Annotated in this window: 27 protein-coding genes; 7 read left to right on the top strand and 20 right to left on the bottom strand. The window is 71.6% G+C overall.

Going from position 1 to position 24,299, the window contains the following annotated elements; all coding sequences use genetic code 11:
- Positions 1–10: 10 nt before the first annotated feature.
- From nuoK to ABT160_RS18025, 11 genes are read right to left on the bottom strand one after another with little or no spacing between them, the layout of a single operon-like run.
- On the bottom strand, positions 11–310 hold the full coding sequence (gene nuoK, locus ABT160_RS18075; RefSeq protein WP_031077103.1) for an NADH-quinone oxidoreductase subunit NuoK: 300 nt from the start codon (positions 308–310) through the stop codon (positions 11–13).
- Positions 307–1,113: an NADH-quinone oxidoreductase subunit J gene (locus tag ABT160_RS18070; protein ID WP_351648585.1), complete on the bottom strand. Its 807-nt coding sequence runs from the start codon at positions 1,111–1,113 to the stop codon at positions 307–309. Before ABT160_RS18070 ends, nuoK begins: the two co-directional genes overlap by 4 nt.
- A complete protein-coding gene (gene nuoI, locus ABT160_RS18065; RefSeq protein WP_351648582.1) occupies positions 1,110–1,688 on the bottom strand; it encodes an NADH-quinone oxidoreductase subunit NuoI in 579 nt (192 codons plus the stop codon). Before nuoI ends, ABT160_RS18070 begins: the two co-directional genes overlap by 4 nt.
- Positions 1,681–3,039 (bottom strand): NADH-quinone oxidoreductase subunit NuoH, encoded by a 1,359-nt coding sequence (gene nuoH / locus ABT160_RS18060; RefSeq protein WP_351648581.1) that lies wholly within the window; start codon positions 3,037–3,039, stop codon positions 1,681–1,683. The genes nuoI and nuoH overlap by 8 nt, the downstream gene beginning before the upstream one ends.
- On the bottom strand, positions 3,036–5,534 hold the full coding sequence (locus tag ABT160_RS18055; protein ID WP_351648579.1) for an NADH-quinone oxidoreductase subunit G: 2,499 nt from the start codon (positions 5,532–5,534) through the stop codon (positions 3,036–3,038). The genes nuoH and ABT160_RS18055 overlap by 4 nt, the downstream gene beginning before the upstream one ends.
- Positions 5,531–6,880: an NADH-quinone oxidoreductase subunit NuoF gene (gene nuoF / locus ABT160_RS18050; RefSeq protein ID WP_351648577.1), complete on the bottom strand. Its 1,350-nt coding sequence runs from the start codon at positions 6,878–6,880 to the stop codon at positions 5,531–5,533. Before nuoF ends, ABT160_RS18055 begins: the two co-directional genes overlap by 4 nt.
- Positions 6,880–7,731 carry an NADH-quinone oxidoreductase subunit NuoE gene (gene nuoE / locus ABT160_RS18045; RefSeq protein WP_351648575.1) on the bottom strand — a complete coding sequence of 284 codons (852 nt, stop codon included), beginning with the start codon at positions 7,729–7,731 and terminating at the stop codon, positions 6,880–6,882. The genes nuoF and nuoE overlap by 1 nt, the downstream gene beginning before the upstream one ends.
- The gene (locus ABT160_RS18040) at positions 7,731–9,053 is read right to left on the bottom strand and encodes an NADH-quinone oxidoreductase subunit D (protein ID WP_351648574.1); all 1,323 of its coding nucleotides are present in this window, start codon (positions 9,051–9,053) and stop codon (positions 7,731–7,733) included. The genes nuoE and ABT160_RS18040 overlap by 1 nt, the downstream gene beginning before the upstream one ends.
- Positions 9,050–9,760, bottom strand: a complete 711-nt coding sequence (locus ABT160_RS18035; protein WP_351648572.1) for an NADH-quinone oxidoreductase subunit C — start codon at positions 9,758–9,760, stop codon at positions 9,050–9,052. Before ABT160_RS18035 ends, ABT160_RS18040 begins: the two co-directional genes overlap by 4 nt.
- Positions 9,757–10,311, bottom strand: coding sequence for a NuoB/complex I 20 kDa subunit family protein (locus ABT160_RS18030; RefSeq protein ID WP_351648570.1), 555 nt, complete (start codon positions 10,309–10,311; stop codon positions 9,757–9,759). Before ABT160_RS18030 ends, ABT160_RS18035 begins: the two co-directional genes overlap by 4 nt.
- 18 nt (positions 10,312–10,329) lie before the next feature.
- Positions 10,330–10,689: an NADH-quinone oxidoreductase subunit A gene (locus ABT160_RS18025; protein ID WP_351648569.1), complete on the bottom strand. Its 360-nt coding sequence runs from the start codon at positions 10,687–10,689 to the stop codon at positions 10,330–10,332.
- 703 nt (positions 10,690–11,392) lie between these two features.
- On the opposite strand from ABT160_RS18025, the gene ABT160_RS18020 reads away from it, so the two are divergent.
- On the top strand, positions 11,393–12,214 hold the full coding sequence (locus ABT160_RS18020) for a C40 family peptidase (protein WP_351648567.1): 822 nt from the start codon (positions 11,393–11,395) through the stop codon (positions 12,212–12,214).
- 92 nt (positions 12,215–12,306) lie between these two features.
- On the opposite strand, the gene ABT160_RS18015 is transcribed toward ABT160_RS18020, so the two are convergent.
- Complete coding sequence (locus ABT160_RS18015) at positions 12,307–13,176, bottom strand: NAD(P)-dependent oxidoreductase (RefSeq protein WP_351648565.1); 870 nt, start codon at positions 13,174–13,176, stop codon at positions 12,307–12,309.
- 130 nt (positions 13,177–13,306) lie between these two features.
- Between ABT160_RS18015 and ABT160_RS18010 the strand changes: the two genes are divergently transcribed.
- Entirely contained in the window at positions 13,307–14,290 is a 984-nt protein-coding gene (locus ABT160_RS18010; protein ID WP_351648563.1) for a helix-turn-helix domain-containing protein, read from the top strand.
- On the opposite strand, the gene ABT160_RS18005 is transcribed toward ABT160_RS18010, so the two are convergent.
- Both ABT160_RS18005 and ABT160_RS18000 read right to left on the bottom strand, forming a co-directional pair.
- Entirely contained in the window at positions 14,265–14,591 is a 327-nt protein-coding gene (locus ABT160_RS18005) for a hypothetical protein (RefSeq protein WP_351648561.1), read from the bottom strand. The genes ABT160_RS18010 and ABT160_RS18005 overlap by 26 nt on opposite strands.
- Positions 14,588–15,034, bottom strand: coding sequence for an ATP-binding protein (locus ABT160_RS18000; RefSeq protein WP_351648560.1), 447 nt, complete (start codon positions 15,032–15,034; stop codon positions 14,588–14,590). The genes ABT160_RS18005 and ABT160_RS18000 overlap by 4 nt, the downstream gene beginning before the upstream one ends.
- 231 nt (positions 15,035–15,265) lie before the next feature.
- Here ABT160_RS18000 and ABT160_RS17995 point away from each other — a divergent pair, with 231 nt between their 5' ends.
- The 3 genes from ABT160_RS17995 (at position 15,266) to ABT160_RS17985 (ending at position 17,310) form a co-directional block, all read left to right on the top strand.
- Entirely contained in the window at positions 15,266–16,114 is an 849-nt protein-coding gene (locus tag ABT160_RS17995) for a helix-turn-helix domain-containing protein (RefSeq protein ID WP_351648558.1), read from the top strand.
- 9 nt (positions 16,115–16,123) lie between these two features.
- On the top strand, positions 16,124–16,330 hold the full coding sequence (locus tag ABT160_RS17990; RefSeq protein ID WP_351648556.1) for a DUF397 domain-containing protein: 207 nt from the start codon (positions 16,124–16,126) through the stop codon (positions 16,328–16,330).
- 272 nt (positions 16,331–16,602) lie between these two features.
- Positions 16,603–17,310, top strand: a complete 708-nt coding sequence (locus ABT160_RS17985) for a radical SAM protein (protein ID WP_351648554.1) — start codon at positions 16,603–16,605, stop codon at positions 17,308–17,310.
- Here the strand turns inward: ABT160_RS17985 and ABT160_RS17980 are convergent.
- The 3 genes from ABT160_RS17980 to ABT160_RS17970 form a co-directional block, all read right to left on the bottom strand.
- Positions 17,307–18,158, bottom strand: coding sequence for a class I SAM-dependent methyltransferase (locus tag ABT160_RS17980; RefSeq protein ID WP_351648552.1), 852 nt, complete (start codon positions 18,156–18,158; stop codon positions 17,307–17,309). The two genes, ABT160_RS17985 and ABT160_RS17980, sit on opposite strands and share 4 nt — an antisense overlap.
- Positions 18,159–18,258: 100 nt before the next feature.
- Positions 18,259–19,173 (bottom strand): hypothetical protein, encoded by a 915-nt coding sequence (locus ABT160_RS17975; RefSeq protein ID WP_351648550.1) that lies wholly within the window; start codon positions 19,171–19,173, stop codon positions 18,259–18,261.
- Positions 19,174–19,318: 145 nt separating this feature from the next.
- Positions 19,319–20,602, bottom strand: a complete 1,284-nt coding sequence (locus ABT160_RS17970) for a geranylgeranyl reductase family protein (RefSeq protein WP_351648549.1) — start codon at positions 20,600–20,602, stop codon at positions 19,319–19,321.
- Between the two features lie 109 nt (positions 20,603–20,711).
- Here ABT160_RS17970 and ABT160_RS17965 point away from each other — a divergent pair, with 109 nt between their 5' ends.
- Positions 20,712–21,218 (top strand): GNAT family N-acetyltransferase, encoded by a 507-nt coding sequence (locus tag ABT160_RS17965; RefSeq protein ID WP_351648547.1) that lies wholly within the window; start codon positions 20,712–20,714, stop codon positions 21,216–21,218.
- Positions 21,219–21,249: 31 nt separating this feature from the next.
- Positions 21,250–21,636, top strand: a complete 387-nt coding sequence (locus ABT160_RS17960; RefSeq protein ID WP_351648545.1) for a PASTA domain-containing protein — start codon at positions 21,250–21,252, stop codon at positions 21,634–21,636.
- 43 nt (positions 21,637–21,679) lie between these two features.
- Here the strand turns inward: ABT160_RS17960 and ABT160_RS17955 are convergent, their stop codons facing one another.
- The 3 genes from ABT160_RS17955 to mqnC form a co-directional block, all read right to left on the bottom strand.
- Positions 21,680–22,375 (bottom strand): demethylmenaquinone methyltransferase, encoded by a 696-nt coding sequence (locus ABT160_RS17955; protein WP_351648543.1) that lies wholly within the window; start codon positions 22,373–22,375, stop codon positions 21,680–21,682.
- 70 nt (positions 22,376–22,445) lie between these two features.
- Positions 22,446–23,084, bottom strand: coding sequence for a hypothetical protein (locus ABT160_RS17950; RefSeq protein ID WP_351648541.1), 639 nt, complete (start codon positions 23,082–23,084; stop codon positions 22,446–22,448).
- A gap of 14 nt (positions 23,085–23,098) precedes the next feature.
- On the bottom strand, positions 23,099–24,295 hold the full coding sequence (mqnC, locus tag ABT160_RS17945) for a cyclic dehypoxanthinyl futalosine synthase (RefSeq protein ID WP_351648539.1): 1,197 nt from the start codon (positions 24,293–24,295) through the stop codon (positions 23,099–23,101).
- Positions 24,296–24,299 lie beyond the last annotated feature (4 nt).

Below are 24,299 nucleotides of genomic sequence, written 5' to 3'. Positions count from 1 at the left end.
GGTCAGCCCCTCACAGCTTCATCAGGGACGCGTCGTCGACCGAGGCCGAGTGACGGGAACGGAACAGCGACACGATGATCGCCAGGCCGACCACGACCTCGGCGGCGGCGACGACCATCGTGAAGAACGCGATGATCTGGCCGTCGAGGTTGCCGTGCAGCCGGGAGAAGGCCACGAACGCGAGGTTGCAGGCGTTGAGCATCAGCTCGACGCACATGAAGACCACGATCGCGTTGCGCCGGATGAGCACCCCGGCGGCGCCGATGGTGAACAACAGGGCGGCGAGGTAGAGGTAGTTGACCGGGTTCACTTGCTGACCTCCTCCTCGCGGCCCAGGCGCTCCGCGGAGCGCTGCTCCAGCGCCTTGAGGTCGCTGAGCGCCTCGCTGGACACGTCGCGGATCTGACCCCGGTCGCGCAGCGTCTTGTTGACGGTGAGCTCGGACGGGGTGCCGTCGGGCAGCAGGCCCGGGACGTCCACCGCGTTGTGCCGGGCGTAGACGCCGGGGGCGGGCAGCGGCGGCAGGTGCTTGCCCTCGCGGACCCGGCGCTCGGCCAGTTCGCGCTGGGTGGCGGGCCGCTCGGCGCGCTCGCGGTGGGTGAGGACCATCGCGCCGACGGCGGCGGTGATGAGCAGCGCGCCGGTGATCTCGAAGGCGAAGACGTACTTGGTGAAGATGAGGGCGGCCAGGCCCTCCACGTTGCCCGAGGCGTTGGCCCCGCCGGTGCCCTCGAAGTTCTTCAGGGAGGCGTTGCCGATGCCGGCGATCAGCAGGACGCCGAAGCCGAGGCCGCAGGCGGCGGCCCACCAGCGCTGGCCCTTGAGGGTCTCCTTGAGGGAGTCGGCGGCGGTGACGCCGACCAGCATGACCACGAAGAGGAACAGCATCATGATCGCGCCGGTGTAGACGACGATCTGCACGATGCCCAGGAAGTACGCCCCGTTGGCCAGGTAGAAGACCGCCAGGATGATCATGGTGCCGGCCAGGCACAGCGCACTGTGCACGGCCTTCTTCATCAGGATCGTGCACAGCGCGCCGATCACGGCGACGGTGCCGAGCACCCAGAACTGGAAGGCCTCGCCGGTGGAGGTGGCGTAGGCGGCGAGGCTCATGCTTCCGCCCCTTCCGGCTCGGGCTTCTCGCCCTTGGACACGGCCACCTGGCGCACGGTGCCCGGGGCGGCCTCGGTGACCGCGCCCCGGTAGTAGTCGCCCTCGTCCATGCCGGGGAAGATCGAGTGCGGCGCGTCGACCATGCCCTCGTCGAGCCCCGCGAGGAGCTGCTCCTTGGTGTAGATCAGGTTCTCGCGGGAGGAGTCGGCCAGTTCGAACTCGTTGGTCATCGTCAGCGCCCGGGTGGGGCACGCCTCGATGCAGAGCCCGCACAGGATGCAGCGGGCGTAGTTGATCTGGTAGACGCGGCCGTAGCGCTCGCCGGGCGAGTAGCGCTCCTCGTCCGTGTTGTCCGCGCCCTCCACGTAGATCGCGTCCGCCGGGCAGGCCCAGGCGCACAGCTCGCAGCCGACGCACTTCTCAAGCCCGTCGGGATGACGGTTGAGCTGATGCCGGCCGTGGAAGCGCGGCGCGGTCGTCTTCTGCTGCTCCGGGTACTGCTCGGTCAGGCGCTTCTTGAACATGGCCTTGAAGGTCACGCCGAAGCCCGCCACCGGGTTCTGGAAGTCAGACACCGTCCGTCTCCTTTCCGTCACTCGCAGTCGCAGTATCAGAGGCGCCACTGCCGATCAGCTCGCGCTCGCGGCGCGGCCGGCGCCGGGGCACCGGCGGCAGGGTCTGGCCGGGCAGCGGCGGCACGGGGTAGCCGCCGGCCATCGGGTCGAAGGCGGGCGGCTGTTCGGCCGCCTCGGCCCCGGACTTCTTGTCGCGGAACAGGTCGGCGACGAAGGAGAGCAGGAGGACGGCGATGACCGCGCCTCCGACGTAGAGCAGGATCTGCTGGAAGTCGTAGTTCTCGTTGCGCAGCGCCCGCACGGTGGCGACCAGCATCAGCCAGACCACCGAGACCGGGATGAGCACCTTCCAGCCCAGCTTCATCAGCTGGTCGTAGCGCACGCGGGGCAGCGTGCCGCGCAGCCAGATGAAGAAGAACAGCAGCAGCTGGACCTTGAGGACGAACCAGAGCATCGGCCACCAGCCGTGGTTCGCGCCCTCCCAGAAGGTGCTGACCGGCCAGGGCGCGCGCCAGCCTCCGAGGAAGAGCGTCACGGACACGGCCGAGACGGTGACCATGTTGACGTACTCGGCGAGCATGAACATCGCGAACTTGATGGACGAGTACTCGGTGTTGAAGCCGCCGACCAGGTCGCCCTCGGACTCCGGCATGTCGAACGGGGCGCGGTTGGTCTCGCCGACCATCGTGATGATGTAGATGATGAACGACACCGGGAGCAGGACCACGTACCACCGGTCCGCCTGGGCCTCCACGATCGCCGAGGTCGACATCGACCCGGAGTAGAGGAAGACGGAGGCGAAGGCCGCGCCCATGGCGATCTCGTACGAGATCATCTGCGCGCACGAGCGCAGACCGCCGAGCAGCGGGTACGTGGAGCCGGACGACCAGCCCGCGAGGACGATGCCGTAGATGCCGACCGAGGCGACGGCCAGCACGTAGAGCATGGCGATCGGCAGGTCGGTCAGCTGCATCGTGGTGCGGTGGCCGAAGATCGAGACCTCGTTGCCGGCCGGGCCGAAGGGGATGACCGCGATCGCCATGAACGCCGGGATGGCGGCGATGACCGGCGCGAGGACGTAGACGACCTTGTCCGCGCGCTTGACGATCACGTCCTCCTTCAGCATCAGCTTGATGCCGTCGGCGAGCGACTGGAGCATGCCCCAGGGTCCGTGCCGGTTGGGTCCGATGCGCAGCTGCATCCACGCGACGACCTTGCGCTCCCACACGATGGAGAACAGCACGGTCACCATCAGGAAGGCGAAGCAGAAGACCGCCTTGATCGCGACGAGCCACCAGGGGTCCCGCCCGAACATCGAGAGGTCCTCGGCCGCCAGGGTGTACGGGGTCATGCCTCCACCTCCGCGGGGGTCGCGGCCGCCCGGGCCGCGGGACCGATGCGCACCAGCTCGCCGGGGCGGGCGCCGGTGCCGTCGAGGACGCCGGGCCCGGCCGAGTTCAGCGGGAGCCAGACCACGCGGTCGGGCATCTCGGTGACCCGCAGCGGCAGCCGGATCTCGCCGGCCGGGCCGGTGACCGCGAGCTCGTCGCCGTCCTTGACGCCGCTCTCGGCCGCGGTGGCCGCCGAGAGCCGGGCGACCGCCGCGTGGCGGGTGCCCGCCAGCGCCTCGTCGCCCCGCTGGAGCAGGCCCTGGTCGAGCAGCAGCCGGTGGCCCGCGAGGACCGCCTCGCCGTCGCCCGGGCGGGGCAGCGGCTGAGCGGAGTCCAGGGGCTCGGTGGCCCGCGGCCCGTCCCAGGCGCCCAGCCGGTCCAGCTCGCGCCGTGCGGACTTCAGGTCCGGCAGCGCCAGGTGCACGTCGAGCGCGTCGGCCAGCATGTGCAGCACGCGCGCGTCGGAGGGCGGCAGGGTGCGGGTCATCTGCTCCGGCTTGAGGGCGGCCTCGAACATCCGGGCCCGGCCCTCCCAGTTGAGGAACGTGCCGGGCTTCTCGGCGACGGCGGCGACGGGGAACACCACGTCGGCCCGCTCGGTGACCTCGCTCGGACGCAGCTCCAGGCTGACCACGAACGCCTCGTCCAGCGCGGCCCGCGCGCGGGCCGGGTCGGGCAGGTCCGCCACCTCGACGCCCGCCACCAGCAGGGCGGCCAGCTCGCCGGTGGCGGCGGCCTCCACGATCTGCCCGGCGTCGCGGCCGTAGCGGTGCGGGAGTTCGCGCACGCCCCAGGCCGCCGCGGTCTCCTCGCGGGCCCGCGGGTCGGTGGCCGGGCGGCCGCCGGGCAGCAGCGACGGGATCGCGCCGGCCTCGACGGCGCCGCGCTCACCGGCGCGGCGCGGGATCCAGACCAGTGCGGCGCCGGTCGCGGTGGCGGCCCGCACGGCGGCGGTCAGCGCCCCCGGCACGGCGGCCAGCCGCTCGCCGACGACCAGCACGGACCCGGCGGCGCGCAGCGCCTCGGCGGCCGTGGCGCCCTCGCCCTCCAGGCCGACCCCGGCGGCCAGCGCGTCCAGCCACTCGGTCTCGGTGCCGGGGGCGGCGGGCAGCAGGGTGCCGCCGGCCTTGACCAGGCCGCGGGTCTCGTGGGTGGCCAGCGCGAAGGTGCGCTGGCCGTGCTTGCGGTGGGCCTTGCGCAGCCGCAGGAAGACGCCGGGCGCCTCCTCCTCGGCCTCGATCCCGGCCAGCAGCACCGCCGGGGCCTGCTCCAGGGAGGTGTACGTGACGCCGGAGCGGTCCAGGTCGCGTCCGCGCCCGGCGACCCGGGCGGCCAGGAAGTCGGCCTCCTCGCTGCTGTGCACGCGCGCGCGGAAGTCGATGTCGTTGGTGTCCAGGGCGACCCGGGCGAACTTGGCGTACGCGTAGGAGTCCTCGACGGTCAGCCGGCCGCCGCTGAGCACGCCGGTGCGGCCGCGCACCAGGCCGCGCGCGGCGGCCTCCAGCGCCTCCGGCCAGCTGGCGGGCTCCAGTTCACCGGTCTCGGCGCTGCGCACCAGCGGGGTGTCGAGCCGGTCGCGCTGCTGGGCGTAGCGGAAGCCGAAGCGGCCCTTGTCGCAGATCCACTCCTCGTTGACCTCGGGCTCGTTGGCGGCCAGGCGCCGCATGACCTTGCCGCGCCGGTGGTCGGTGCGGGTGGCGCAGCCGCCCGCGCAGTGCTCGCACACCGACGGCGTGGAGACCAGGTCGAAGGGGCGGGAGCGGAAGCGGTAGGCGGCGGAGGTGAGCGCGCCGACCGGGCAGATCTGGATGGTGTTGCCGGAGAAGTACGACTCGAAGGGGTCGCCCTCGCCGGTGCCGACCTGCTGGAGCGCGCCGCGCTCGATCAGCTCGATCATCGGGTCGCCCGCGACCTGGTTGGAGAAGCGGGTGCAGCGCGCGCAGAGCACGCAACGCTCGCGGTCGAGCAGCACCTGGGTGGAGATCGGCACCGGCTTCTCGTACGTCCGCTTCTTGCCCTCGAAGCGCGACTCGGCCTGGCCGTGGGACATCGCCTGGTTCTGCAGCGGGCACTCGCCGCCCTTGTCGCAGACCGGGCAGTCCAGCGGGTGGTTGATGAGCAGCAGCTCCATCACGCCGTGCTGGGCCTTCTCGGCGACCTGGCTGGTCAGCTGCGACTTGACGACCATGCCGTCGGTGCAGGTGATGGTGCAGGAGGCCATCGGCTTGCGCTGGCCCTCGACCTCGACGATGCACTGGCGGCAGGCGCCGGCCGGGTCGAGCAGCGGGTGGTCGCAGAACCGCGGGATCTCGATGCCGAGCTGTTCGGCGGCGCGGATGACGAGGGTGCCCTTGGGGACGCTGATCTCGATGCCGTCGATGGTCAGCGTGACCAGGTCCTCCGGCGGGAGGGCCGCCTCGCCGCCCCCGGAGGGAGCGCTCGTGGTGACGGTCATGCGTTCACCTCCACGTGGTTGTCGGCCCAGGCGGTGGACCGGGCCGGGTCGAAGGGGCAGCCCTTGCCGGTGATGTGCTGCTCGTACTCCTCGCGGAAGTACTTCAGCGAGGAGAAGATGGGCGAGGCGGCGCCGTCGCCGAGCGCGCAGAACGACTTGCCGTTGATGTTGTCGGCGATGTCGTTCAGCTTGTCGAGGTCCTCCAGGGCGCCCTTGCCGGCCTCGATGTCGCGCAGCAACTGCACGAGCCAGTAGGTGCCTTCGCGGCAGGGGGTGCACTTGCCGCAGGACTCGTGGGCGTAGAACTCGGTCCAGCGGGTGACCGCGCGGACCACGCAGGTGGTCTCGTCGAAGCACTGCAGGGCCTTGGTGCCGAGCATCGACCCGGCGGCGCCGACGCCCTCGTAGTCGAGGGGCACGTCGAGGTGCTCCTCGGTGAACATCGGGGTCGAACTGCCGCCCGGGGTCCAGAACTTGAGCCGGTGGCCGGGGCGCATGCCGCCGCTCATGTCGAGCAGCTGGCGCAGCGTGATGCCGAGCGGACCCTCGTACTGGCCGGGCGAGGCGACGTGGCCGCTGAGCGAGTACAGCGTGAAGCCCGGGGACTTCTCGCTGCCCATCGACTTGAACCAGTCCTTGCCGCGCTGGAGGATCGCGGGAACCGAGGCGATGGACTCGACGTTGTTCACCACGGTGGGGCAGGCGTACAGACCGGCGACGGCCGGGAAGGGGGGACGCAGCCTGGGCTGGCCGCGGCGGCCCTCCAGGGAGTCGAGCAGCGCGGTCTCCTCGCCGCAGATGTACGCGCCGGCGCCGGCGTGCACGGTGAGTTCGAGGTCGAGACCGGGGCCGAGCGCGTCCTTGCCGAGGTACCCGGCCTCGTACGCCTCGCGCACCGCCTCGTGCAACCTGCGCAGGACGGGGACGACCTCGCCGCGCAGGTAGATGAAGGCGTGCGAGGAGCGGATCGCGTAGCAGGCGATCAGGATGCCCTCGATCAGGCTGTGCGGGTTGGCGAAGAGCAGCGGGATGTCCTTGCAGGTGCCCGGCTCCGACTCGTCGGCGTTGACCACCAGGTAGTGCGGCTTGCCGTCGCCCTGCGGGATGAACTGCCACTTCATGCCGGTGGGGAAGCCCGCGCCGCCGCGGCCGCGCAGGCCGGAGTCCTTGACGTAGGCGATGACCTCGTCGGGCGTCATCGCCAGGGCCTTGCGCAGTCCCTCGTAGCCCTCGTGGCGCCGGTAGGTCTCCAGCGTCCAGGAGCCCTCCTCGTCCCAGAAGGCGGAGAGCACGGGCGCCAGCAGCTTCTCGGGGCTGGTCTCGTTGATCTCGGGTGCCATCGTCATCACTCCCCCTCCTCGGTGGCCGGGTCCGCCGGGTGCGCGGGGTCGGACTGCGCGGTCCGCTGCGGCGCGTCGTGCGAGCTCTGGTGCTCGGCGGGCGAGAGGCCGGAGGGCCCGGCCGGGGCCTCGTCGTGCGGGGTGCCGGTGCGCGGCGAGACCACCCGGGCGGGGGCCGTCTCGCCCTTGGCCAGCCGGAGCCCGACGAGCGAGGCGGGTCCCGCGCCGCCGGTGGCCTCGACGGCGCCGGGGCGCTCGTCGGGGAAGCCGGCCAGGATGCGCGCGGTGTCCTTGTAGGTGCACAGGGGGGCGCCGCGGGTGGGCTCGACGGGGCGTCCGGCGCGCAGGTCGTCGACGAGCCGCTTGGCGCTCTGCGGCGTCTGGTTGTCGAAGAACTCCCAGTTGACCATCACGACGGGGGCGAAGTCGCAGGCCGCGTTGCACTCGATGTGCTCCAGCGTGACCTTGCCGTCCTCGGTGGTCTCGTCGTTGCCGACGCCGAGGTGCTCCTTGAGCTCCTCGAAGATGGCGTCGCCGCCCATCACCGCGCAGAGCGTGTTGGTGCAGACGCCGACCTGGTAGTCGCCGGACGGCTTGCGCCGGTACATGGTGTAGAAGGTGGCGACGGCGGTGACCTCGGCGGTGGTGAGGCCGAGCACCTCCGCGCAGAACCGCATGCCGGTGCGGGTGACGTGGCCCTCCTCGGACTGCACCAGGTGCAGCAGCGGCAGCAGGGCGGAGCGGCTGTCCGGGTAGCGGGCCACGACCTCCTTGGCGTCCGCTTCGAGCCGGGCGCGCACGTCGGCCGGGTAGTCGGGGGCGGGGAGCTGCGGCATCCCCAGCGATACGTCCGTCATTACCGGTCGACGCCTCCCATCACGGGGTCGATGGACGCGACGGCGACGATGACGTCGGCGACCTGGCCGCCCTCGCACATCGCCGCCATGGCCTGGAGGTTGGTGAAGGAGGGGTCGCGGAAGTGGACCCGGTAGGGGCGGGTGCCGCCGTCGGAGACGACGTGCGCGCCCAGTTCGCCCTTGGGCGACTCGACCGCGGCGTAGGTCTGCCCGGCCGGGACCCGGAAGCCCTCGGTCACCAGCTTGAAGTGGTGGATCAGGGACTCCATGGAGGTGCCCATGATCTGCTTGATGTGGTCGAGGGAGTTGCCGAGTCCGTCCGGGCCGAGCGCGAGCTGCGCGGGCCAGGCGATCTTCTTGTCGGCGACCATGACCGGACCGGGCTCCAGGCGGTCCAGGCACTGCTCGACGATCCCGAGCGACTGGCGCATCTCCTCCAGGCGGATGAGGAAGCGGCCGTAGGAGTCGCAGGTGTCCGCGGTCGGGACCTCGAACTCGTAGTCCTCGTAACCGCAGTACGGGTCGGTCTTGCGCAGGTCGTGCGGGAGCCCGGCGGAGCGCAGGACCGGTCCGGTGGCGCCGAGGGCGAGGCAGCCCGCGAGGTCCAGGTGGCCGACGTCCTGCATGCGGGCCTTGAAGATGGGGTTGCCGGTGGCGAGCTTGTCGTACTCCGGCAGGTTCTTGCGCATGGTCTTCACGAACTCGCGCAGCTGGTCGATCGCGCCGGGCGGCAGGTCCTGCGCCAGGCCGCCGGGGCGGATGAACGCGTGGTTCATGCGCAGGCCGGTGATCAGCTCGTAGAGGTCGAGGATCAGCTCCCGGTCGCGGAAGCCGTAGATCATGATCGTGGTGGCGCCGAGTTCCATGCCTCCGGTGGCGATGCACACCAGGTGCGAGGAGAGCCGGTTGAGCTCCATGAGCAGGACCCGGATGACGCTGGCGCGGTCGGGGATCTGGTCCTCGATGCCGAGCAGCTTCTCCACGCCGAGGCAGTAGGCGGCCTCGTTGAAGAAGGGCGTCAGGTAGTCCATGCGCGTGACGAAGGTGGTGCCCTGCGTCCAGGTGCGGTACTCGAGGTTCTTCTCGATGCCGGTGTGCAGGTAGCCGATGCCGCAGCGGGCCTCGGTGACCGTCTCGCCCTCGATCTCCAGGATCAGCCGGAGCACGCCGTGCGTGGAGGGGTGCTGGGGGCCCATGTTGACGACGATGCGCTCGTCGTCGGCCTTGGCCGCGGACTGGACGACCTCGTCCCAGTCGCCGCCGGTCACCGTGTAGACGGTGCCTTCTGTCGTCTCGCGGGGAGACGCCTGGGAAGTGCTCACGAGTACGACCTCCGCTGGTCCGGAGCCGGGATCTGGGCGCCCTTGTACTCGACGGCGATGCCGCCGAGGGGATAGTCCTTGCGCTGCGGGAAGCCCTGCCAGTCGTCCGGCATCATGATCCGGGTGAGGGCGGGGTGGCCGTCGAAGACCAGGCCGAAGAAGTCGTAGGTCTCGCGCTCGTGCCAGTCGTTGGTCGGGTAGACCGCGACGAGCGAGGGCACGTGCGGGTCGCTGTCCGGCGCGGAGACCTCCAGCCGGATCAGCCGGCCGTGGGTGAGCGAGCGCAGGTGGTAGACGGCGTGCAGCTCGCGGCCCTTGTCGCCGGGGTAGTGCACGCCGGAGACGCCGGTGCACAGCTCGAAGCGGAGCGCCGGGTCGTCGCGCAGGGTGCGGGCGACGCGGTCCAGGTGCTCGCGGGCGATGTGGAAGGTGAGCTCGCCGCGGTCGACGACCGTCTTCTCGATGGCGTTCTCGGGCACCAGGCCCTGCTCCTCCAGCGCGCCCTCCAGCTCGTCGGCGACCTCGTCGAAGTAGCCGCCGTACGGACGGGAGGAGGCGCCCGGCAGGGTGACGGTGCGCACCAGGCCGCCGTAGCCGGAGGTGTCGGCGCCGCTGCTGGCTCCGAACATTCCGGTGCGTACGCCGATGACCTCGCCGGTGTCCGCGCGCTGGGCGGGGACGCCGTTCTGCTCGGCGGACTCGCTCATCGCAGCAGCCCCTTCATCTCGATGGTGGGCAGTGCCTTGAGCGCCGCTTCCTCGGCCTCGCGCGCGGCCTCCGCCGCGTTCACGCCGAGCTTGGAGCCCTGGATCTTCTGGTGGAGCTTGAGGATCGCGTCCATCAGCATCTCGGGGCGCGGCGGGCAGCCCGGCAGGTAGATGTCGACCGGTACGACGTGGTCGACGCCCTGCACGATCGCGTAGTTGTTGAACATGCCGCCGGAGGAGGCGCACACGCCCATGGAGATGACCCACTTGGGGTTGGGCATCTGGTCGTAGACCTGGCGCAGGACGGGGGCCATCTTCTGGCTCACCCGTCCGGCCACGATCATCAGGTCGGCCTGGCGCGGTGAGCCGCGGAAGACCTCCATGCCGAAGCGGGCCAGGTCGTAGCGGCCGGCGCCGGTGGTCATCATCTCGATGGCGCAGCAGGCGAGGCCGAAGGTCGCGGGGAAGACGGAGGACTTCCGCACCCAGCCCGCGGCCTGTTCGACGGTGGTGAGCAGGAAACCGCTCGGCAGCTTCTCTTCGAGTCCCATTAGGTGCCCCTCAGCCCCTCAGTCCCATTCCAGGCCGCCGCGCCGCCACACGTACGCGTAGGCGACGAAGACGGTGAGCACGAAGAGCAGCATCTCCACGAGCCCGAAAAGCCCCAGGGCGTCGAAGGTGACGGCCCAGGGGTAGAGGAAGACGATCTCGATGTCGAAGACGATGAAGAGCATCGCCGTCAGGTAGTACTTGATGGGGAAGCGGCCGCCCCCTGCCGGAGTCGGCGTCGGCTCGATACCGCACTCGTAGGCTTCAAGTTTTGCCCGGTTATACCGTTTTGGACCGATAAGCGCGGCCATCACCACGGAGAAGATCGCAAAACCTGCCCCGAGGGCGCCGAGCACGAGGACGGGCGCGTAGGCATTCACGCTCCTCGCTCCTTCCAGTCGTCCTTGACCGTTGGACCGCACACACGCGGGCCGCGCTCACGACCCCGTCACGACGCGAAGATCGCGCACATGTGAGGCAGTTCACAAGCCCGGCTGCCCCGCATCCTATGCCTGCCGGTCTGTGATCTGCGACACGGGGTACGTCAACGACTTTGTGATCTCCACCACCTGACGAAGGATCATGAAGTCGGATGAGCGGTGATCTTCGTACGTGAAGCACGCGAGTGATCACCAGACGTGACATCTGGTGGCGTTACCCCTGGTCAAGAAGGTGGCGCCCTATCAAGAGATGGGCACTGCAAGCAAATTGGCGATGGACCGTGCGGGGTGATAATGAGCCCGCGTCCACTCGTGCGGGGGACGGCGGCCCCACGCGGTGGACACGTGCACGCGTTCACGAACTCCGGGGGGACCAACCGGACATGGAAATGTGACCTGCGCCACTCGTACCAGGGGGCGGGAAAAGCGGGCTTGGCCATCCGCGTGAAGGGATGGTAAGTGCCGGGCAATTCGGGCGTTTCACGGAAAACCCATGATCACAGCCCTGATCACGCATGCCCGGTTTGCCCGTTAGGGCGTCAATAAGGGTCCACGAGAAGCGGATTTGATCCGTCCGGGCACAACTGTGGCGCACCCCACGTTTCTTGATGGGAACCGTGGACCCCTGATAGCGGTTGTACCCATGTCCCACACCGCTCACATACCCAGCCACCGGAAGCCCCGCCGGAGCGCCTCGAAGCTCGCGCTGCGGGCCGGAGTTGCCGGTGGCGTCCTCAGCACCATCGCGGTCGCCGGTGCCGCCGCCCCGGCGAACGCCGAGCCGGTGACCGAGACCATCGAGATGCCCACGCTCAACGCGGACCTCTCCTCCACCGTGCACGCCTCCGCCGAGGCCACCCAGCAGGTCGCCCTGGACCTGGAGCTGGACGTCCAGGAGCGCGCCGCGGCCGTCAAGGCGGCCAAGGACGCCAAGACCTCCAAGGACCAGGCGGACCGCAAGGCCGAGGCCGCGGCCAAGAAGAAGGCCGAGGCCGAGTCCAAGGCCGAGCAGCGCGCCTCCCGTTCCTCGGAGCGCACCCAGCTCGCCTCCGCGTCGGACGAGGGCGGCTCCTCCTCCTCGTCGTCCTCCTCGCGCAGCTCGAACGTCTCCGGCAACGCCGGCGCGATCGTGAACTTCGCGCTCGCCCAGGTCGGCGACGCGTACGTCTCCGGCGGCACCGGCCCGAACTCGTGGGACTGCTCGGGCCTCGTCCAGGCCGCCTACCGCCAGGCCGGCGTCGACCTGCCGCGCGTCTCCCAGGACCAGTCGACGATGGGCCGCGAGGTCTCGCTGTCGAACCTGCAGCCGGGCGACATCCTGTACTGGGGCGGCAAGGGCTCCGCGTACCACGTGGCCATCTACGTGGGTGGCGGCAAGTTCGTCGGCGCGCAGAACTCCTCCACCGGCGTCGTCGAGCGCTCCATGGACTGGGACAGCCCGTCGGGCGCCGTGCGCGTGCTCTGACACCCCGTCGTACGTGCTGAAGGGCCGCCGCTCCCCCGCTCGGGAGCGACGGCCCTTCGCCGTTTCCGGGGCCGGGCGCGGGGCCCGGCCGGTCAGCCCTTGCGCCGGAAGGCCTCGATGACCCGCGCGTAGCTGTCGCCGCCGTGCCCGGCCGCGACCACCTCGCGCATCAGCTCCAGGTGGAGCTCGGGCAGCCGCGCGTCCACGCCGCGGGCCTCGCCCGCCTCCAGGAGGTGCCCGATCGCGGCCACCTGGACGTCGACGGTGGCGTCGTGGCCGGGGTAGACGCCCGCGTCGACCTGCCCGGCGTACCCGGTCATGAACCAGGAGACCGTGCGCAGCCAGCGGTCGGCGACCGCGGTGAAGTCGGTGGCCGCCACCCCGTCCGCGCCGGTCAGCGCGGTGGCGTGCAGCCAGCCGCCGAAGACCGACCACATCAGGCCGAGCAGCCCCGCGTCGTACAGCGAGGCGAGTCCGGCGTCGGCGCCCAGGTCGACCGGGTCGCCGAATGCGGCCAGGACGGCGCGGTGGGCGGCCAGCACCGCGGGGTCGCCGCTGTAGAGCACCATGTTGGCCGGGTCGCCGACGCCCGGCGGCGTGGTCATCACCGCGCCGTCCAGGTAGCCGATGCCGCGCTCGGCCGCCCAGGCCGCCACGGCGCGGGCCTGTTCGGGCGATCCGCTGGTCAGGTTGACCACGTCCCGGCCGCGCAGCCGGTCCGCGACCGGCGTGAGCCGCTCAAGGACGGCCGCGTAGTCGAGGACGCAGACCACCACCGGGCCGTCCCCGGCGACCGCCTCGGCGACGTCGGCCGCGCGGACCGCGCCGCGCGCGACGAGCGGGTCGGCCTTGGCGGGGGTGCGGTTCCAGACGGTGACCCGGTGGCCGCCCTCCAGCAGGGCACCGGCGAGCGCGGCGCCCATCTGACCCAGGCCGAGGACGGTGACGTTCTGTGCGCTCATGACCGGTAACTCCCTTGTTCGTACGGTTCCTTGAACAAGATCCACACTCGCACCGGCCGGAGCGCCCCGACAGTGGCAGGACTGACCCCCTGCGCAAAATTCCTGCCACGCGGTCGCCTAGGGTGGGTCCATGCCGACCGGAAGCGTCGCCCTCGCCCTCGTCCCCGACCCCCGGGACGGCGTCTCCCTCTGGGAGCTCTACGAACTGTCCATCGCCTGCGCCGTGTTCGGCATCCCGCAGCCCGACCTGGCCGACCCCTGGTACGAGCTGCGGCTGTGCGGCGACGTCCCGGAGGGCCCGGTGTCGCTGCGCACCACCCACGGCCTCGAAGGGCTCGCGGGCGCGGACACCGTGATCGTGCCGTCCGTGCCGGACGCCGTCGTGGAGGGCCGCCGGGAGGTGCCGGACGACCTGGTCGAGGCGCTGCGCGCGGCGGCGGACTCCGGGGCCCGGATGGTCTCGCTGTGCACCGGGGCGTTCGCGCTCGCCGCCGCCGGACTGCTCGACGGCCGCCGGGCCACCGCCCACTGGAGCCACACCGCCGAGCTGGCCGCCCGCCACCCCCGGGTGCGGGTGGACGACTCGGTGCTCTACACCGACGAGGGCTCCGTCCTGACCAGTGCCGGGGCCACCGCCGCGCTCGACCTGTGCCTGCACCTGGTCCGCCACGACCTGGGCGCCACGGCCGCCAACCAGCTGGCCCGCCGGCTGGTGGTGCAGGCCCACCGCTCGGGCGGCCAGGCCCAGTTCATCGAGGCCCCGGTCGCGCCGGACGACGGGTCGGGGCTCGGCCCCGTGCTCCAGTGGGCGGCCGAGCACCTGCACGAGCCGCTCACCGTCGCGGACCTGGCGCGCCGGGCGGGCACCAGCCCGCGCACCTTCCACCGCCGGCTGCACGAGGCGACCGGCAGCACGCCCCTGAAGTGGCTGCTGCACCAGCGCATCGGCCGCGCCCAGTCGCTGCTGGAGTCCACCGACCTCTCCGTGGAACGGATCGGCGAGCGGAGCGGCCTGGGCACGGCCGCGAACATGCGCCGCCACTTCACCCGCACCGTGGGCGTCTCCCCCACGGACTACCGCCGCTCGTTCAGGAGGCCGGCCGGGCCGAAGTGACGCGGGGCATCCGGTTCGTCGCGGGTATCCGGATGTCGTCGCCGTCCCGCGCCCCGCGCGGCCGGGCGTGCCGAGGGCGTCGTGGTGCGTGCGGCTCGACCAGGCGTACGTGGACGGGATGCCGGTAGCAGTAGCACCGGAACTCCGTCCCCGGCGGCGGCGGGTCCTCGAACGCGCGGTGCGGGTCCGGGACCGCGTACCGGAGGGCGACGACCGCGACGACCGCGAACCCCACGCAGACGAGGCCCAGCACGACGACGGCCGAGGCCGGGGAGAGGAGGCCCAGCCGGTGGCCCGTCACGGCACGATCCCCCGGCCGCGCAGGTCGAAGCCGAACCAGACGCTCTTGGAGCGCGGACGGCCCGGGGTGCCGTGGACGGCCCAGCCCCACTCGTCGGAGAGGGCCTCGACGAGCGCCAGCCCCCGCCCGCCGGTCTCCAGGGGCCCGGCCGCCCGCAGGACCGGCGGCCGGAGCGGGGCGTCGTCGTGGACGTGGACGCGCAGCCCGTCCCGTCCGAAGGTGACGGCGACGCGGATGCGCGGGGTGCGGGTGTAGCGGCAGGCGTTGCCGACGAGTTCGTCCGTGCAGAGCACGGCGTCGTCGCGCAGGGGGTCGAGGGCCGCCCCGTGGAGCAGCGCCCCGACGACGCGCCGGGCGACGGCCGCGCTGCCGGGAGCGTTGGGGGTGGTGAGCCGGTAGGACCGGGGTGGGGGTGCTGGAGGTACGGGGGCGCATCGGTTCATGTCGCGCTCTCCTTCTGGAGTACGTCCGTACTGCGCTGCCGTGGCGATGGCCGCTCCCGCGGGAGGGCACGCCGGGGCGTGCCTCGCGGCTGCCTTCGGGCTTGGTGCGCGGTGCGCTTCCGAAGGTAGCGGAGCTAACTCACGAGTGAGCCCTGTTTGCGTTACTAGTTGCACGTCCTGGACCGCCAGAAACCGACGGGCCACACTGGTGCGGACACGAGAGGTAGGCCCATGCCCAATCGCAAGGCCCCCACGGTGCGGCAGCGCCGACTAGGCACTGAGCTGCGCAAACTCCGTGAGCACGCCGGCCTGAGCCCGGCAGCGGCCGGGCAGTTGATCGGTACGGATCGGACCAACATCGTCAACGTGGAATCCGGCCGGAGCGGGGTTAGCGGCGAACGCGCGCGCTTGTGGTCCGCGCACTACGGATCCACTGATGCCGCCTATATCGAGGCCCTCGCTGCGATGGCCGAGGAGCGGTCTTCGGGATGGTGGGAGGAGTACCGCGGACAACTGCCCGCAGCCGCGCTCGACCTGGCCGAACTTGAGTCCCGTGCAACGGCGTTGCGATCCGTTCAGATCATGCACGTTCCCGGACTGCTGCAGACCGAGGAGTACGCATCCGCGGTGTTCGAGCAAGCCGTCCCGCCCCTCACCCCACCCGGTCTCCGACGAGAGCTCTCCTACCGCCTGAAGCGGCGCGACGTGCTCGACCGCCCCGGTCCACCCCTGTGCACGTTCCTGGTGCACGAGGCGGCACTGCGCATGCAGTTCGGTGGACCGAAGGTGGCGAAGGCACAGCTCAAGCGACTTCTCGCGCAATCCGAGCGCGAGAACGTGACGGTCCGAGTGATCCCGTTCCCCTCGGGGTTCCCCAACGCCGGCTCTTCGACCCTGTACGCCAGCGGCGTCGTCCCGCAACTCGACACCGTCCAGATCGACACCGCCCAGGGACCTGGTTTCGTGGATGCCGAGACCCGGCTGGAGAACTACCGGGCACTACTGGACCGCACCGAGTCAAAGTCGCTTGACCCCGACGAGTCACGCGACTTCATCCATAACAAGGCACAGGAAATCTGAGGCGGGATAGTGGAACTTCACTGGGAGAAGTCGCAGTTCAGCACAGACGCGTCCGGGAGCAACTGCCTGGAGCTGGCTCTCGACGGGGACATAGTGCTGCTCCGCGAGAGCGAGCAGCCTGAGGTCGTCATCCGGACCAGCAGGGCCAAGCTGCAGGCGTTCCTCGACGGGGCGAACTCGGGCCAGTTCGACAGGTATGGGACACAAAGCAACTAGCTCTGTAAGCAACGGCCCCCGGCGACGGGGGCCGTTCTGCTGCGCACGAGTTGTCATATGCCACCTCACTCGTGAGGCGTCAAACTAGTGACGCCGAAGAAGCGCACGCGTTACCTTCCAAGGGAACACGAGTGGAGCTCGTTCCCCATTCGTCTTCAACTCCCCTTGCCCAGCGGTGGGTTGGGGAGTCGCATGACTCCCTCTACCGGTACTGCGTGACTTCTCCCCCGGTAGAGGGAGGTCATCGCCCTCTCCCGCGAGGAGCGCACCCCATGACCCAGCCGCCACCGCTCCGCCCCAACCACAGCGGCCTCGACTCCCTCGGACTCCAGCTCACCCCTCAGTGCGAGGTCTCGTGTGCGCACTGCCTCTCCGACTCCGGGCCCGAGGGCCTGCGGCTCCCCGACTGGAAACGGGTCATCAGCGAGGCCGCCGCGCTGGGCATCCCGCTGATCGAGCTGGGCGGCGGCGACCCGTTGGCCCACCGGGACTGCCCGGTCCTCGTGGAGCACGCGCTCGGGCACGGCCTGCGCATCGCGGTCCGTACGGCCCTCCTCGACGTCAGCCCACTGTGGTGGGACCTGCTCGCGCACGACGGCGTCACCCTCGTCACCCGCTACTACAGCGACCTCGCCCGGGAGCACGACCGGATCACCGGGCTCCCCCGCAGCCACGCGCGCACCCGGGCCCACCTCGTACGGGCCCACCGTCGGCACCTGCCGGTCCGCGTCCACGTCGAAGAGGTCTTCGAGGGGCAACGCGTACGGCAGGCAGTGGCCGACGTCGTCTCGATCGGGATCACCGACGTGACCGTCGGGGCCGTGCGGGCGGTGCACGGCGCGGACGGCGACGCGGTCGTACTCCGGACCGGCGATCTGGCGGTGTCCCGCTACCTGCCGTGCGGCAACGTCCTCACCAGCGGACTGGGTTCGCTGCTCGCGGTGGACGCGTGGGAGCGGGACACCAAAGCGCGCCGCTAGGTACGCGGCGTCCGGTCGTGGGCCAGCAGGCCGAAGGTGCTCGGCGGGGCCAGGCGTTCGCCCAGGCGCTGGAGCACGCCCGACTGGGTGGACCAGTAGCGCATCAGCTCCACCCGGCCGAAGGAGCCCGCGAGCCGGTCGCAGAGCGCCTGCTCGTCGACGCCCTGGCGCACCACGTGGTACTCGGCCATGTCCGCCGAGTTGGTCTCGTCCAGCACCCCGCGCGCCCGCCGCGCCCGGGTCGCCAGGCCGCGGCCCAGCTCGCCCTGGCCCAGCCGCCACAGGAAGTAGGCGCCGCGGTCGGCGGCCATCGACACCGCGGAGCGGCGCGGGTACCAGAGCGGGTCCTGGAAGCTCAGGAACGCGCCGCCCGGGGCGACCCGCGCGGTGAGCAGGTCCACGGTGGCGAGGTAGTCGGGGATGTGGTGCAGCACCGACAGGCACACCACCGCGTCCACCGCGTCGCCGTGCAGCGGCGCGGAGCCGTCCGGGTCGTGGACGACCGAGACCTTGGGGTTGTGGCGGAAGCGCCGCCGCAGCGCGTCCGCGCTCGGCCCGCTCATCTCCGTCACCTCGACCTCGGCGCCCGCCGCGAGCAGGTGGTCGGTGAACGTGCCGTGGCCCGCGCCGATCTCGACCACGCGGCAGCGGCCCCGGCGGTCGGTGACCTCGCCGACCATGGCGTGCAGCGCACCCACGAGCCGGTCGCGCAGCTGGTGGTGCCGGATGTGCGGGGAGCCGGCGGCGTAGTCGTGCCCCTCGCCGTGTTCCAGCTCCTGCAGCTCCGCCATGTCCGGGGCCCTGGACGGGCTCGCGGAGGGGGACTGCGTCGTCACGTCGGTCGGCATCGTGGAGGCCCTTTCGCTTGCGAGGTCGTCGCCCATCGTCGCGGCTCGCGGGGCGCCCGCCGGGCGCCGCACCGCAGTCGTCGCCCGATCGGCAAGGGGCTCAGTCCGGCAGCTGGACGTTCCAGGTGCGGTTGCCCGCCGGGGTCGCGTTCACCACTGCCGCCTTCTCGGGGTCTTCGCTGTCGAACTCCACCGTCACGCGGTGGACCATCTCGTCGCTCTCCCAGAACGGCTCGCCCTTCGTGAAGCGGCCGCCCTGCTTCTTGCGCACCTTCCAGCGGAACCTGACCTCGTAGGAGGTCAGGAAGTACCCGGCGGTCATCCGCATGCCCCCGGAGAAGCCCGGGTGGTCGTTGAAGGTGATGTGGTCCGCCGTGTTGGCGATGTTGCCGCCCTCGTCGTTGTACGGCGGGCGGAACGGGCCGTCGACGACCCAGTTCCGCTTGGACTTCTTGGGCCGGTAGTTCGTCGAATCCGGCGTGATCTGGTAGTTCTCGTCGGTCACTTCCTGCCAGAAGTCGTACGCGTCCGCGGTCGCCGTGCTCATCCCGGGCGCCCGGGTCAGGGTGGCCGTCTGCGCGAAGCCGATCGAGGCCGCGCCGTTCAGGGACTGGGTGCGGTCGCCCTCGTACCCCGAGTTGAAGGCGAGGGTCGGGTTGCCGATCTCCTCCTCGACCGCCTTCTCCTTGCCCTTCACCGAGGGCGTGGCACCGGCCTTGCCGCTGCGGGTGGAGCGGGTGGCCTTGCCCTCCTCGGTCTTCTGCTGGTTGGTCGGCGGGCTGTCGCCCCGCTCGACCACCTCGTCCTGGGTGCGCTTGGTGCGCGCGGCGAACGGCACCTTCGGGGCCGCGGCGACCATCCGGCCGACCACGTCGTTGCCCGCGCTGCCCTGGAGCGACCCGGCGCGCGCCGGGGTCATCGGGCCGCGGTCCGCCGCCCCGTGCCCGGGCCGCGGGGCCCGGTGGAGCGTGCTCCCGGGGGCCTCGGCCTCGTCCCGGCCCTTGCGTGCGCGCACTACAGACGCTCCCCCGTGTCGGTGATGCCCCTCCCGGTCGCGCGGGAGACCCGCACGAGGCTAGGGGGACGGGAGGGGCGCGCGCCAGGGGCCCGGGGACCGCACCAGGGGCATTTCGGCCAACCCCGGAGGGCAGGTGCCCCGGTCAGGCCTTGGGCGCCACCTTGGAGAGGCCGTTGATGATGCGGTCCATCGCGTCGCCGCCCGTCGGGTCGGTGAGGTTGGCCAGCATCTTCAGCGTGAACTTCATCAGCACCGGGTGGGTCAGGCCGCGCTGCGTCGCGATCTTCATGACCTTCGGGTTGCCGATCAGCTTCACGAACGCGCGGCCCAGCGTGTAGTAGCCGCCGTAGGTGTCCTTGAGGATCTTCGGGTAGTTGTGCAGGGCCAGTTCGCGCTGGGCCGGGGTGGCGCGGGCGTGCGCCTGGACGATGACGTCCGCGGCGATCTGGCCCGACTCCATGGCGTACGCGATGCCCTCGCCGTTGAACGGGTTGACCAGGCCGCCCGCGTCACCGACCAGCAGCAGCCCCTTGGTGTAGTGCGGCTGGCGGTTGAAGGCCATGGGCAGCGCGGCGCCGCGGATCGGCGTCGTCATGTTCTCCGGGGTGTAGCCCCAGTCCTCCGGCATCGAGGCGCACCAGGCCTTGAGGACCTCGCGCCAGTCCAGCTCCTTGAAGGCGGAGGAGGAGTTCAGGATGCCCAGGCCCACGTTGGAGGTGCCGTCGCCCATGCCGAAGATCCAGCCGTAGCCGGGCAGCAGCCGGTCCTGGGGGCCGCGCCGGTCCCACAGCTCCAGCCAGGACTCCAGGTAGTCGTCGTCGTGGCGGGGCGAGGTGAAGTACGTGCGCACCGCGACGCCCATCGGGCGGTCCTCGCGGCGGTGCAGGCCCATCGCGAGGGAGAGCCGGGTGGAGTTGCCGTCGGCGGCGACCACCAGCGGGGCGTGGAAGGTGACTTCGCGCTTGTCCTCGCCGAGCTTGGCGTGCACCCCGGTGATCCGGCCGGTGCGCTCGTCGAGGACGGGCGCGCCCACGTTGCACCGCTCGTACAGCCGCGCGCCGGCCTTCTGCGCCTGCCGGGCCAGCTGCTCGTCGAAGTCGTCGCGCTTGCGCACCAGGCCGTAGTCCGGGTAGGAGGCGAGATCGGGCCAGTCCAGCTGGAGGCGCACGCCGCCGCCGATGATGCGCAGGCCCTTGTTGCGCAGCCAGCCCGCCTCCTCGGAGATGTCGATGCCCATCGACACCAGCTGCTTGGTGGCGCGCGGGGTCAGGCCGTCGCCGCAGACCTTCTCGCGCGGGAAGGCGGTCTTCTCCAGGAGCAGGACGTCGAGTCCCGCCTTGGCGAGGTAGTACGCGGTCGTGGAACCGGCCGGGCCTGCGCCGACGACGATGACGTCCGCGGTGTGCTCGGAGAGGGGCTCGGTCACGGCGTGGTCTCCAGAAGACTCGAAATCGCGTACCGGAATTGCTTACCGGACGGCACTGGACATGTGCAGTCTATGGGGGCGTACTGATCACCGAGCCGAAGGGCCACCGATGACCGCTCAGCCCCCCGTGATCCGTCTGCGCGTCCCGCTCGACGAGGACGCGTACGAGTGGCACCGGGTCTTCGACGACCCCGAGGTGATGGAGTTCCTGGGAGGGCGTCCGTCCGAACTGTCCTTCTACCACGAGGCCACCGCCCGCCAGCGCAAGCACGACGCCGAGCGCGGCTTCTGCCTGTGGACGCTGCTGGACGAGGACGACCGGGTCGTCGGCTTCACCGGCGCCCAGCCCTGGGGTCCCGCGTGGGGCCCGACCGGCGAGATCGAGATCGGCTGGCGGCTGGCCCGGCACGCGTGGGGCCGCGGGTACGCGACCGCGGCGGCCCGGGAGACCCTGGAGCGGCTGCGGGCCGCGGGGGTGCGCGACGTGATCGCCATGGTGGACGAGGGCAACGAGCGCTCGGTCGCCGTCACGCGCCGGCTCGGGATGCGGCGTGCGGAGAGCTACCGCGCGCCGGGGCGCGAGCGGGACACGCACTGCTTCCGGCTGGAGCTGTAGTTCCCTACCCTGCCAGGGATGGGGGTGGCTCATGGAGAAGCCCGAACCCGGGGTCCCGGTCCCGGTCCTGCACGGCCTGATGCTCGTGGACGCGTTCGCCGTCGCCGCCGAGGCGGGGCTGAGGGTCGAGGTGCCGCGCCACCCCGACCACGTGGAGCAGGCCTTCTCCTTCGTGCGCCGCCAGTACCCGCCGCCGGGGGCCGGGGTGCCCGGGGGCTCCCCGGTGTCCGTCTGGCTCGACGAGGACGAGAGGGACGAGGGCGGCGGGGACGACGAGGGCGGCGCGGGGGTGCGCGAACCCCGCCGCCCGGCACCGCCTTCGGGCGGGCTGCGCCGCGAACTGCCCGAGCAGGGCGCCCCGTTGCCGCCTCCGGAGCTGCGGTCGGACGGCGACGCGGAGCCGGTGCTGCCCGCCTGAGCGGGCGTACGGGGCGCGGCTCAGGCCTGCTCGGTGCCGCGGCTCAGGCCTGCTTGGTGCCCCGGTGCAGGGCGACGATGCCGCCCGTCAGGTTGCGCCAGGCCACCTTCGACCAGCCCGCCTTCTGCAGCAGGCCCGCCAGCGCCGGCTGGTCGGGCCAGCTCTGGATGGACTCGGCGAGGTAGACGTACGCGTCGGGGTTGGAGGACACCGCGCGCGCCACCGGCGGCAGCGCCCGCATCAGGTACTCCTCGTACACCGTGCGGAACGGGCCCCAGGTGGCGTGCGAGAACTCGCAGATGACGACCTTGCCGCCGGGCTTGGTGACCCGGTACAGCTCGCGCAGCGCCTGGTCGGTGTCCTGCACGTTGCGCAGCCCGAAGGAGATGGTGACCGCGTCGAACACGTCGTCGCGGAACGGCAGCCGGGTGGCGTCGCCCGCGGTCAGCGGCAGCCAGCCGTGCTTCTTCTTGCCCTCGCGCAGCATCCCCAGGGAGAAGTCGCAGGGCACGGTGTACGCGCCGGTGGCGGCGAACGGCAGCGAGGAGGTGCCGGTCCCGGCGGCCAGGTCCAGGACCTTCTGGCCGGGCCGCGCGTCCACCGCACGGGCGACCTCCCGGCGCCAGCGGCGGTCCTGGAAGAGGGACAGCACGTCGTTGGTCAGGTCGTAGTTCGCCGCCACGTCGTCGAACATCGAGGCGACTTCGTGCGGCTGCTTGTCCAGGGATGCGCGGGTCACTGGGGTTCGGCCTCGCTTGTGTCGTGGGGCGGACGGCGTTGCGTCCGCATTGTCTCAGGAGCGGCGCGGCTCAGCGGCGCCGGTACACCAGGCGGCCCGCGAGGACCGTGGCCAGGCAGACGGAGGCGCCGAGGGCGGCCAGCGCCTCCTCGTCGGGGGCGTCGAAGACCGCGAGGTCCGCGCCGCCGCCCACGGTGAGCGGCGCGGCGTACGCCCGCCCGGGCGGCAGGGCCGCCAGCGGGTCCAGGGAGGGGACGCCCGGCGGGGTGCCGGTCCGGGGCCGGACGGCGAGACCGGCGCGCAGGACCGCGTCGCGCACCGGCTCGTGCGTCCACGCGCCCGCCACCGCGACGCAGCCGTGCGCGAGGAGCCGCTGCACCCCGCGGCGCGCCCCGGCGCCCCGGCGGGCCGGGTCCATGGGCAGGGCGGCCAGCGCCCCGCCGGTCAGCGGCTCGGTGCCGAGCGCGTCGGCCTCGCGCGGATCGGGGTGGTAGGCCCCCTCCAGGAGTTCGGGGCCGTACGGGTTGAGCAGCCCGGGCGCGATGAGTCCGGGCCAGCGCCGGGTGCGCGCGCCGGGGTGCGCGGCGGCCACCTCCCCGTACGGGCCGAGGGCGGCCACCTCGCGGCCGCGCACGGCGACGGCGCCGTCCGGCACGGGCGCCGCGCCGCCGCCGGGCAGCAGCAGGGCGGCGGCGTGGATCGTCAGCACACGGGTCCCGGTTCTCAGTTGGAGGCGAGCAGCTTCAGCTCGGGGTGCGCGGTGCCGCCCTCGATCGCGGTGGAGGAGATGTGCGAGGCCACGCGCTCGTCGACCGGGTCGTCCGCCGGGTCCTCGTGCACCACGATGTGCTCGTAGGTGGTGGTGCGCTGGGCGGGGACGCGGCCCGCGGTGCGGATCATGTCGATCATCTCGCGCAGGTTGGAGCGGTGCTTGGCGCCGGCCGAGGAGACGACGTTCTCCTCCAGCATGATCGAGCCCAGGTCGTCCGCGCCGTAGTGCAGCGTGAGCTGGCCGATCTCCTTGCCCGTGGTGAGCCAGGAGCCCTGGATGTGGGCGACGTTGTCGAGGAAGATCCGCGCGATGGCGATCATGCGCAGGTACTCGAAGAGGGTGGCCTGGGTGCGGCCCTTCAGCGCGTTGTTCTGCGGCTGGTAGGTGTACGGGATGAAGGCGCGGAAGCCGCCCGTGCGGTCCTGCACGTCGCGGATCATGCGCAGGTGCTCGATCCGCTCGGCGTTGGTCTCGCCGGTGCCCATCAGCATGGTGGAGGTGGACTCGACGCCCAGGCCGTGCGCCTCCTCCATGATCTCCAGCCAGCGCTCGCCGGACTCCTTGAGCGGCGCGATCGCCTTGCGCGGGCGCTCGGGCAGCAGCTCCGCGCCCGCGCCCGCGAAGGAGTCGAGGCCGGCGGCGTGGATGCGGCTGATCGCCTCCTTGGTGCTCACCCCGGAGATCCGCGCCATGTGCTCGACCTCGGAGGCGCCGAGGGAGTGGATGACGAGCTGCGGGAACGCCTTCTTGATCGCGGAGAAGTGCTCCTCGTAGTACTCCACGCCGTAGTCCGGGTGGTGGCCGCCCTGGAACATGATCTGGGTGCCGCCCAGCTCCACGGTCTCCGCGCAGCGGCGCAGGATGTCGTCGAGGTCGCGGGTCCACACGTCGGGGCTCTTGGGCGCGGCGTAGAAGGCGCAGAACTTGCAGGCCGTCACGCAGGAGTTCGTGTAGTTGATGTTGCGCTCGATGATGTACGTCGCGATGTGCTCCGTACCCGCGTAGCGCCGCTTGCGCACGGCGTCGGCGGCCTGGCCGAGGGCGTGCAGCGGGGCGTGGCGGTAGAGGTCGAGCGCCTCCTCCGGAGTGATCCGCCCTCCCTCTGCGGCGCGGTCGAGGACGGACTGGAGGTCGGCCTTCTCGGTCACCGGT

Source organism: Streptomyces sp. NPDC001941 (genome assembly GCF_040296945.1).
Lineage (GTDB): Bacteria > Actinomycetota > Actinomycetes > Streptomycetales > Streptomycetaceae > Streptomyces.
The sequence above is the reverse complement of the archived record's forward strand: the minus strand, read 5'-3'. Positions and strand labels throughout refer to the sequence as shown.

Excerpts from the sequence above, each read along its gene's own strand:
- ABT160_RS18070 (WP_351648585.1), bottom strand. The coding sequence starts at position 1,113 with ATGAGCCTCGCCGCCTACGCCACCTCCACCGGCGAGGCCTTCCAGTTC.
- nuoH (WP_351648581.1), bottom strand. The coding sequence starts at position 3,039 with ATGACCCCGTACACCCTGGCGGCCGAGGACCTCTCGATGTTCGGGCGG.
- ABT160_RS18055 (WP_351648579.1), bottom strand. The coding sequence starts at position 5,534 with ATGACCGTCACCACGAGCGCTCCCTCCGGGGGCGGCGAGGCGGCCCTC.
- nuoF (WP_351648577.1), bottom strand. The coding sequence starts at position 6,880 with ATGACGATGGCACCCGAGATCAACGAGACCAGCCCCGAGAAGCTGCTG.
- nuoE (WP_351648575.1), bottom strand. The coding sequence starts at position 7,731 with ATGACGGACGTATCGCTGGGGATGCCGCAGCTCCCCGCCCCCGACTAC.
- ABT160_RS18035 (WP_351648572.1), bottom strand. The coding sequence starts at position 9,760 with ATGAGCGAGTCCGCCGAGCAGAACGGCGTCCCCGCCCAGCGCGCGGAC.
- ABT160_RS18030 (WP_351648570.1), bottom strand. The coding sequence starts at position 10,311 with ATGGGACTCGAAGAGAAGCTGCCGAGCGGTTTCCTGCTCACCACCGTC.
- ABT160_RS18020 (WP_351648567.1), top strand. The coding sequence starts at position 11,393 with ATGTCCCACACCGCTCACATACCCAGCCACCGGAAGCCCCGCCGGAGC.
- ABT160_RS18015 (WP_351648565.1), bottom strand. The coding sequence starts at position 13,176 with ATGAGCGCACAGAACGTCACCGTCCTCGGCCTGGGTCAGATGGGCGCC.
- ABT160_RS18010 (WP_351648563.1), top strand. The coding sequence starts at position 13,307 with ATGCCGACCGGAAGCGTCGCCCTCGCCCTCGTCCCCGACCCCCGGGAC.
- ABT160_RS18000 (WP_351648560.1), bottom strand. The coding sequence starts at position 15,034 with ATGAACCGATGCGCCCCCGTACCTCCAGCACCCCCACCCCGGTCCTAC.
- ABT160_RS17995 (WP_351648558.1), top strand. The coding sequence starts at position 15,266 with ATGCCCAATCGCAAGGCCCCCACGGTGCGGCAGCGCCGACTAGGCACT.
- ABT160_RS17985 (WP_351648554.1), top strand. The coding sequence starts at position 16,603 with ATGACCCAGCCGCCACCGCTCCGCCCCAACCACAGCGGCCTCGACTCC.
- ABT160_RS17980 (WP_351648552.1), bottom strand. The coding sequence starts at position 18,158 with ATGCCGACCGACGTGACGACGCAGTCCCCCTCCGCGAGCCCGTCCAGG.
- ABT160_RS17965 (WP_351648547.1), top strand. The coding sequence starts at position 20,712 with ATGACCGCTCAGCCCCCCGTGATCCGTCTGCGCGTCCCGCTCGACGAG.
- ABT160_RS17960 (WP_351648545.1), top strand. The coding sequence starts at position 21,250 with ATGGAGAAGCCCGAACCCGGGGTCCCGGTCCCGGTCCTGCACGGCCTG.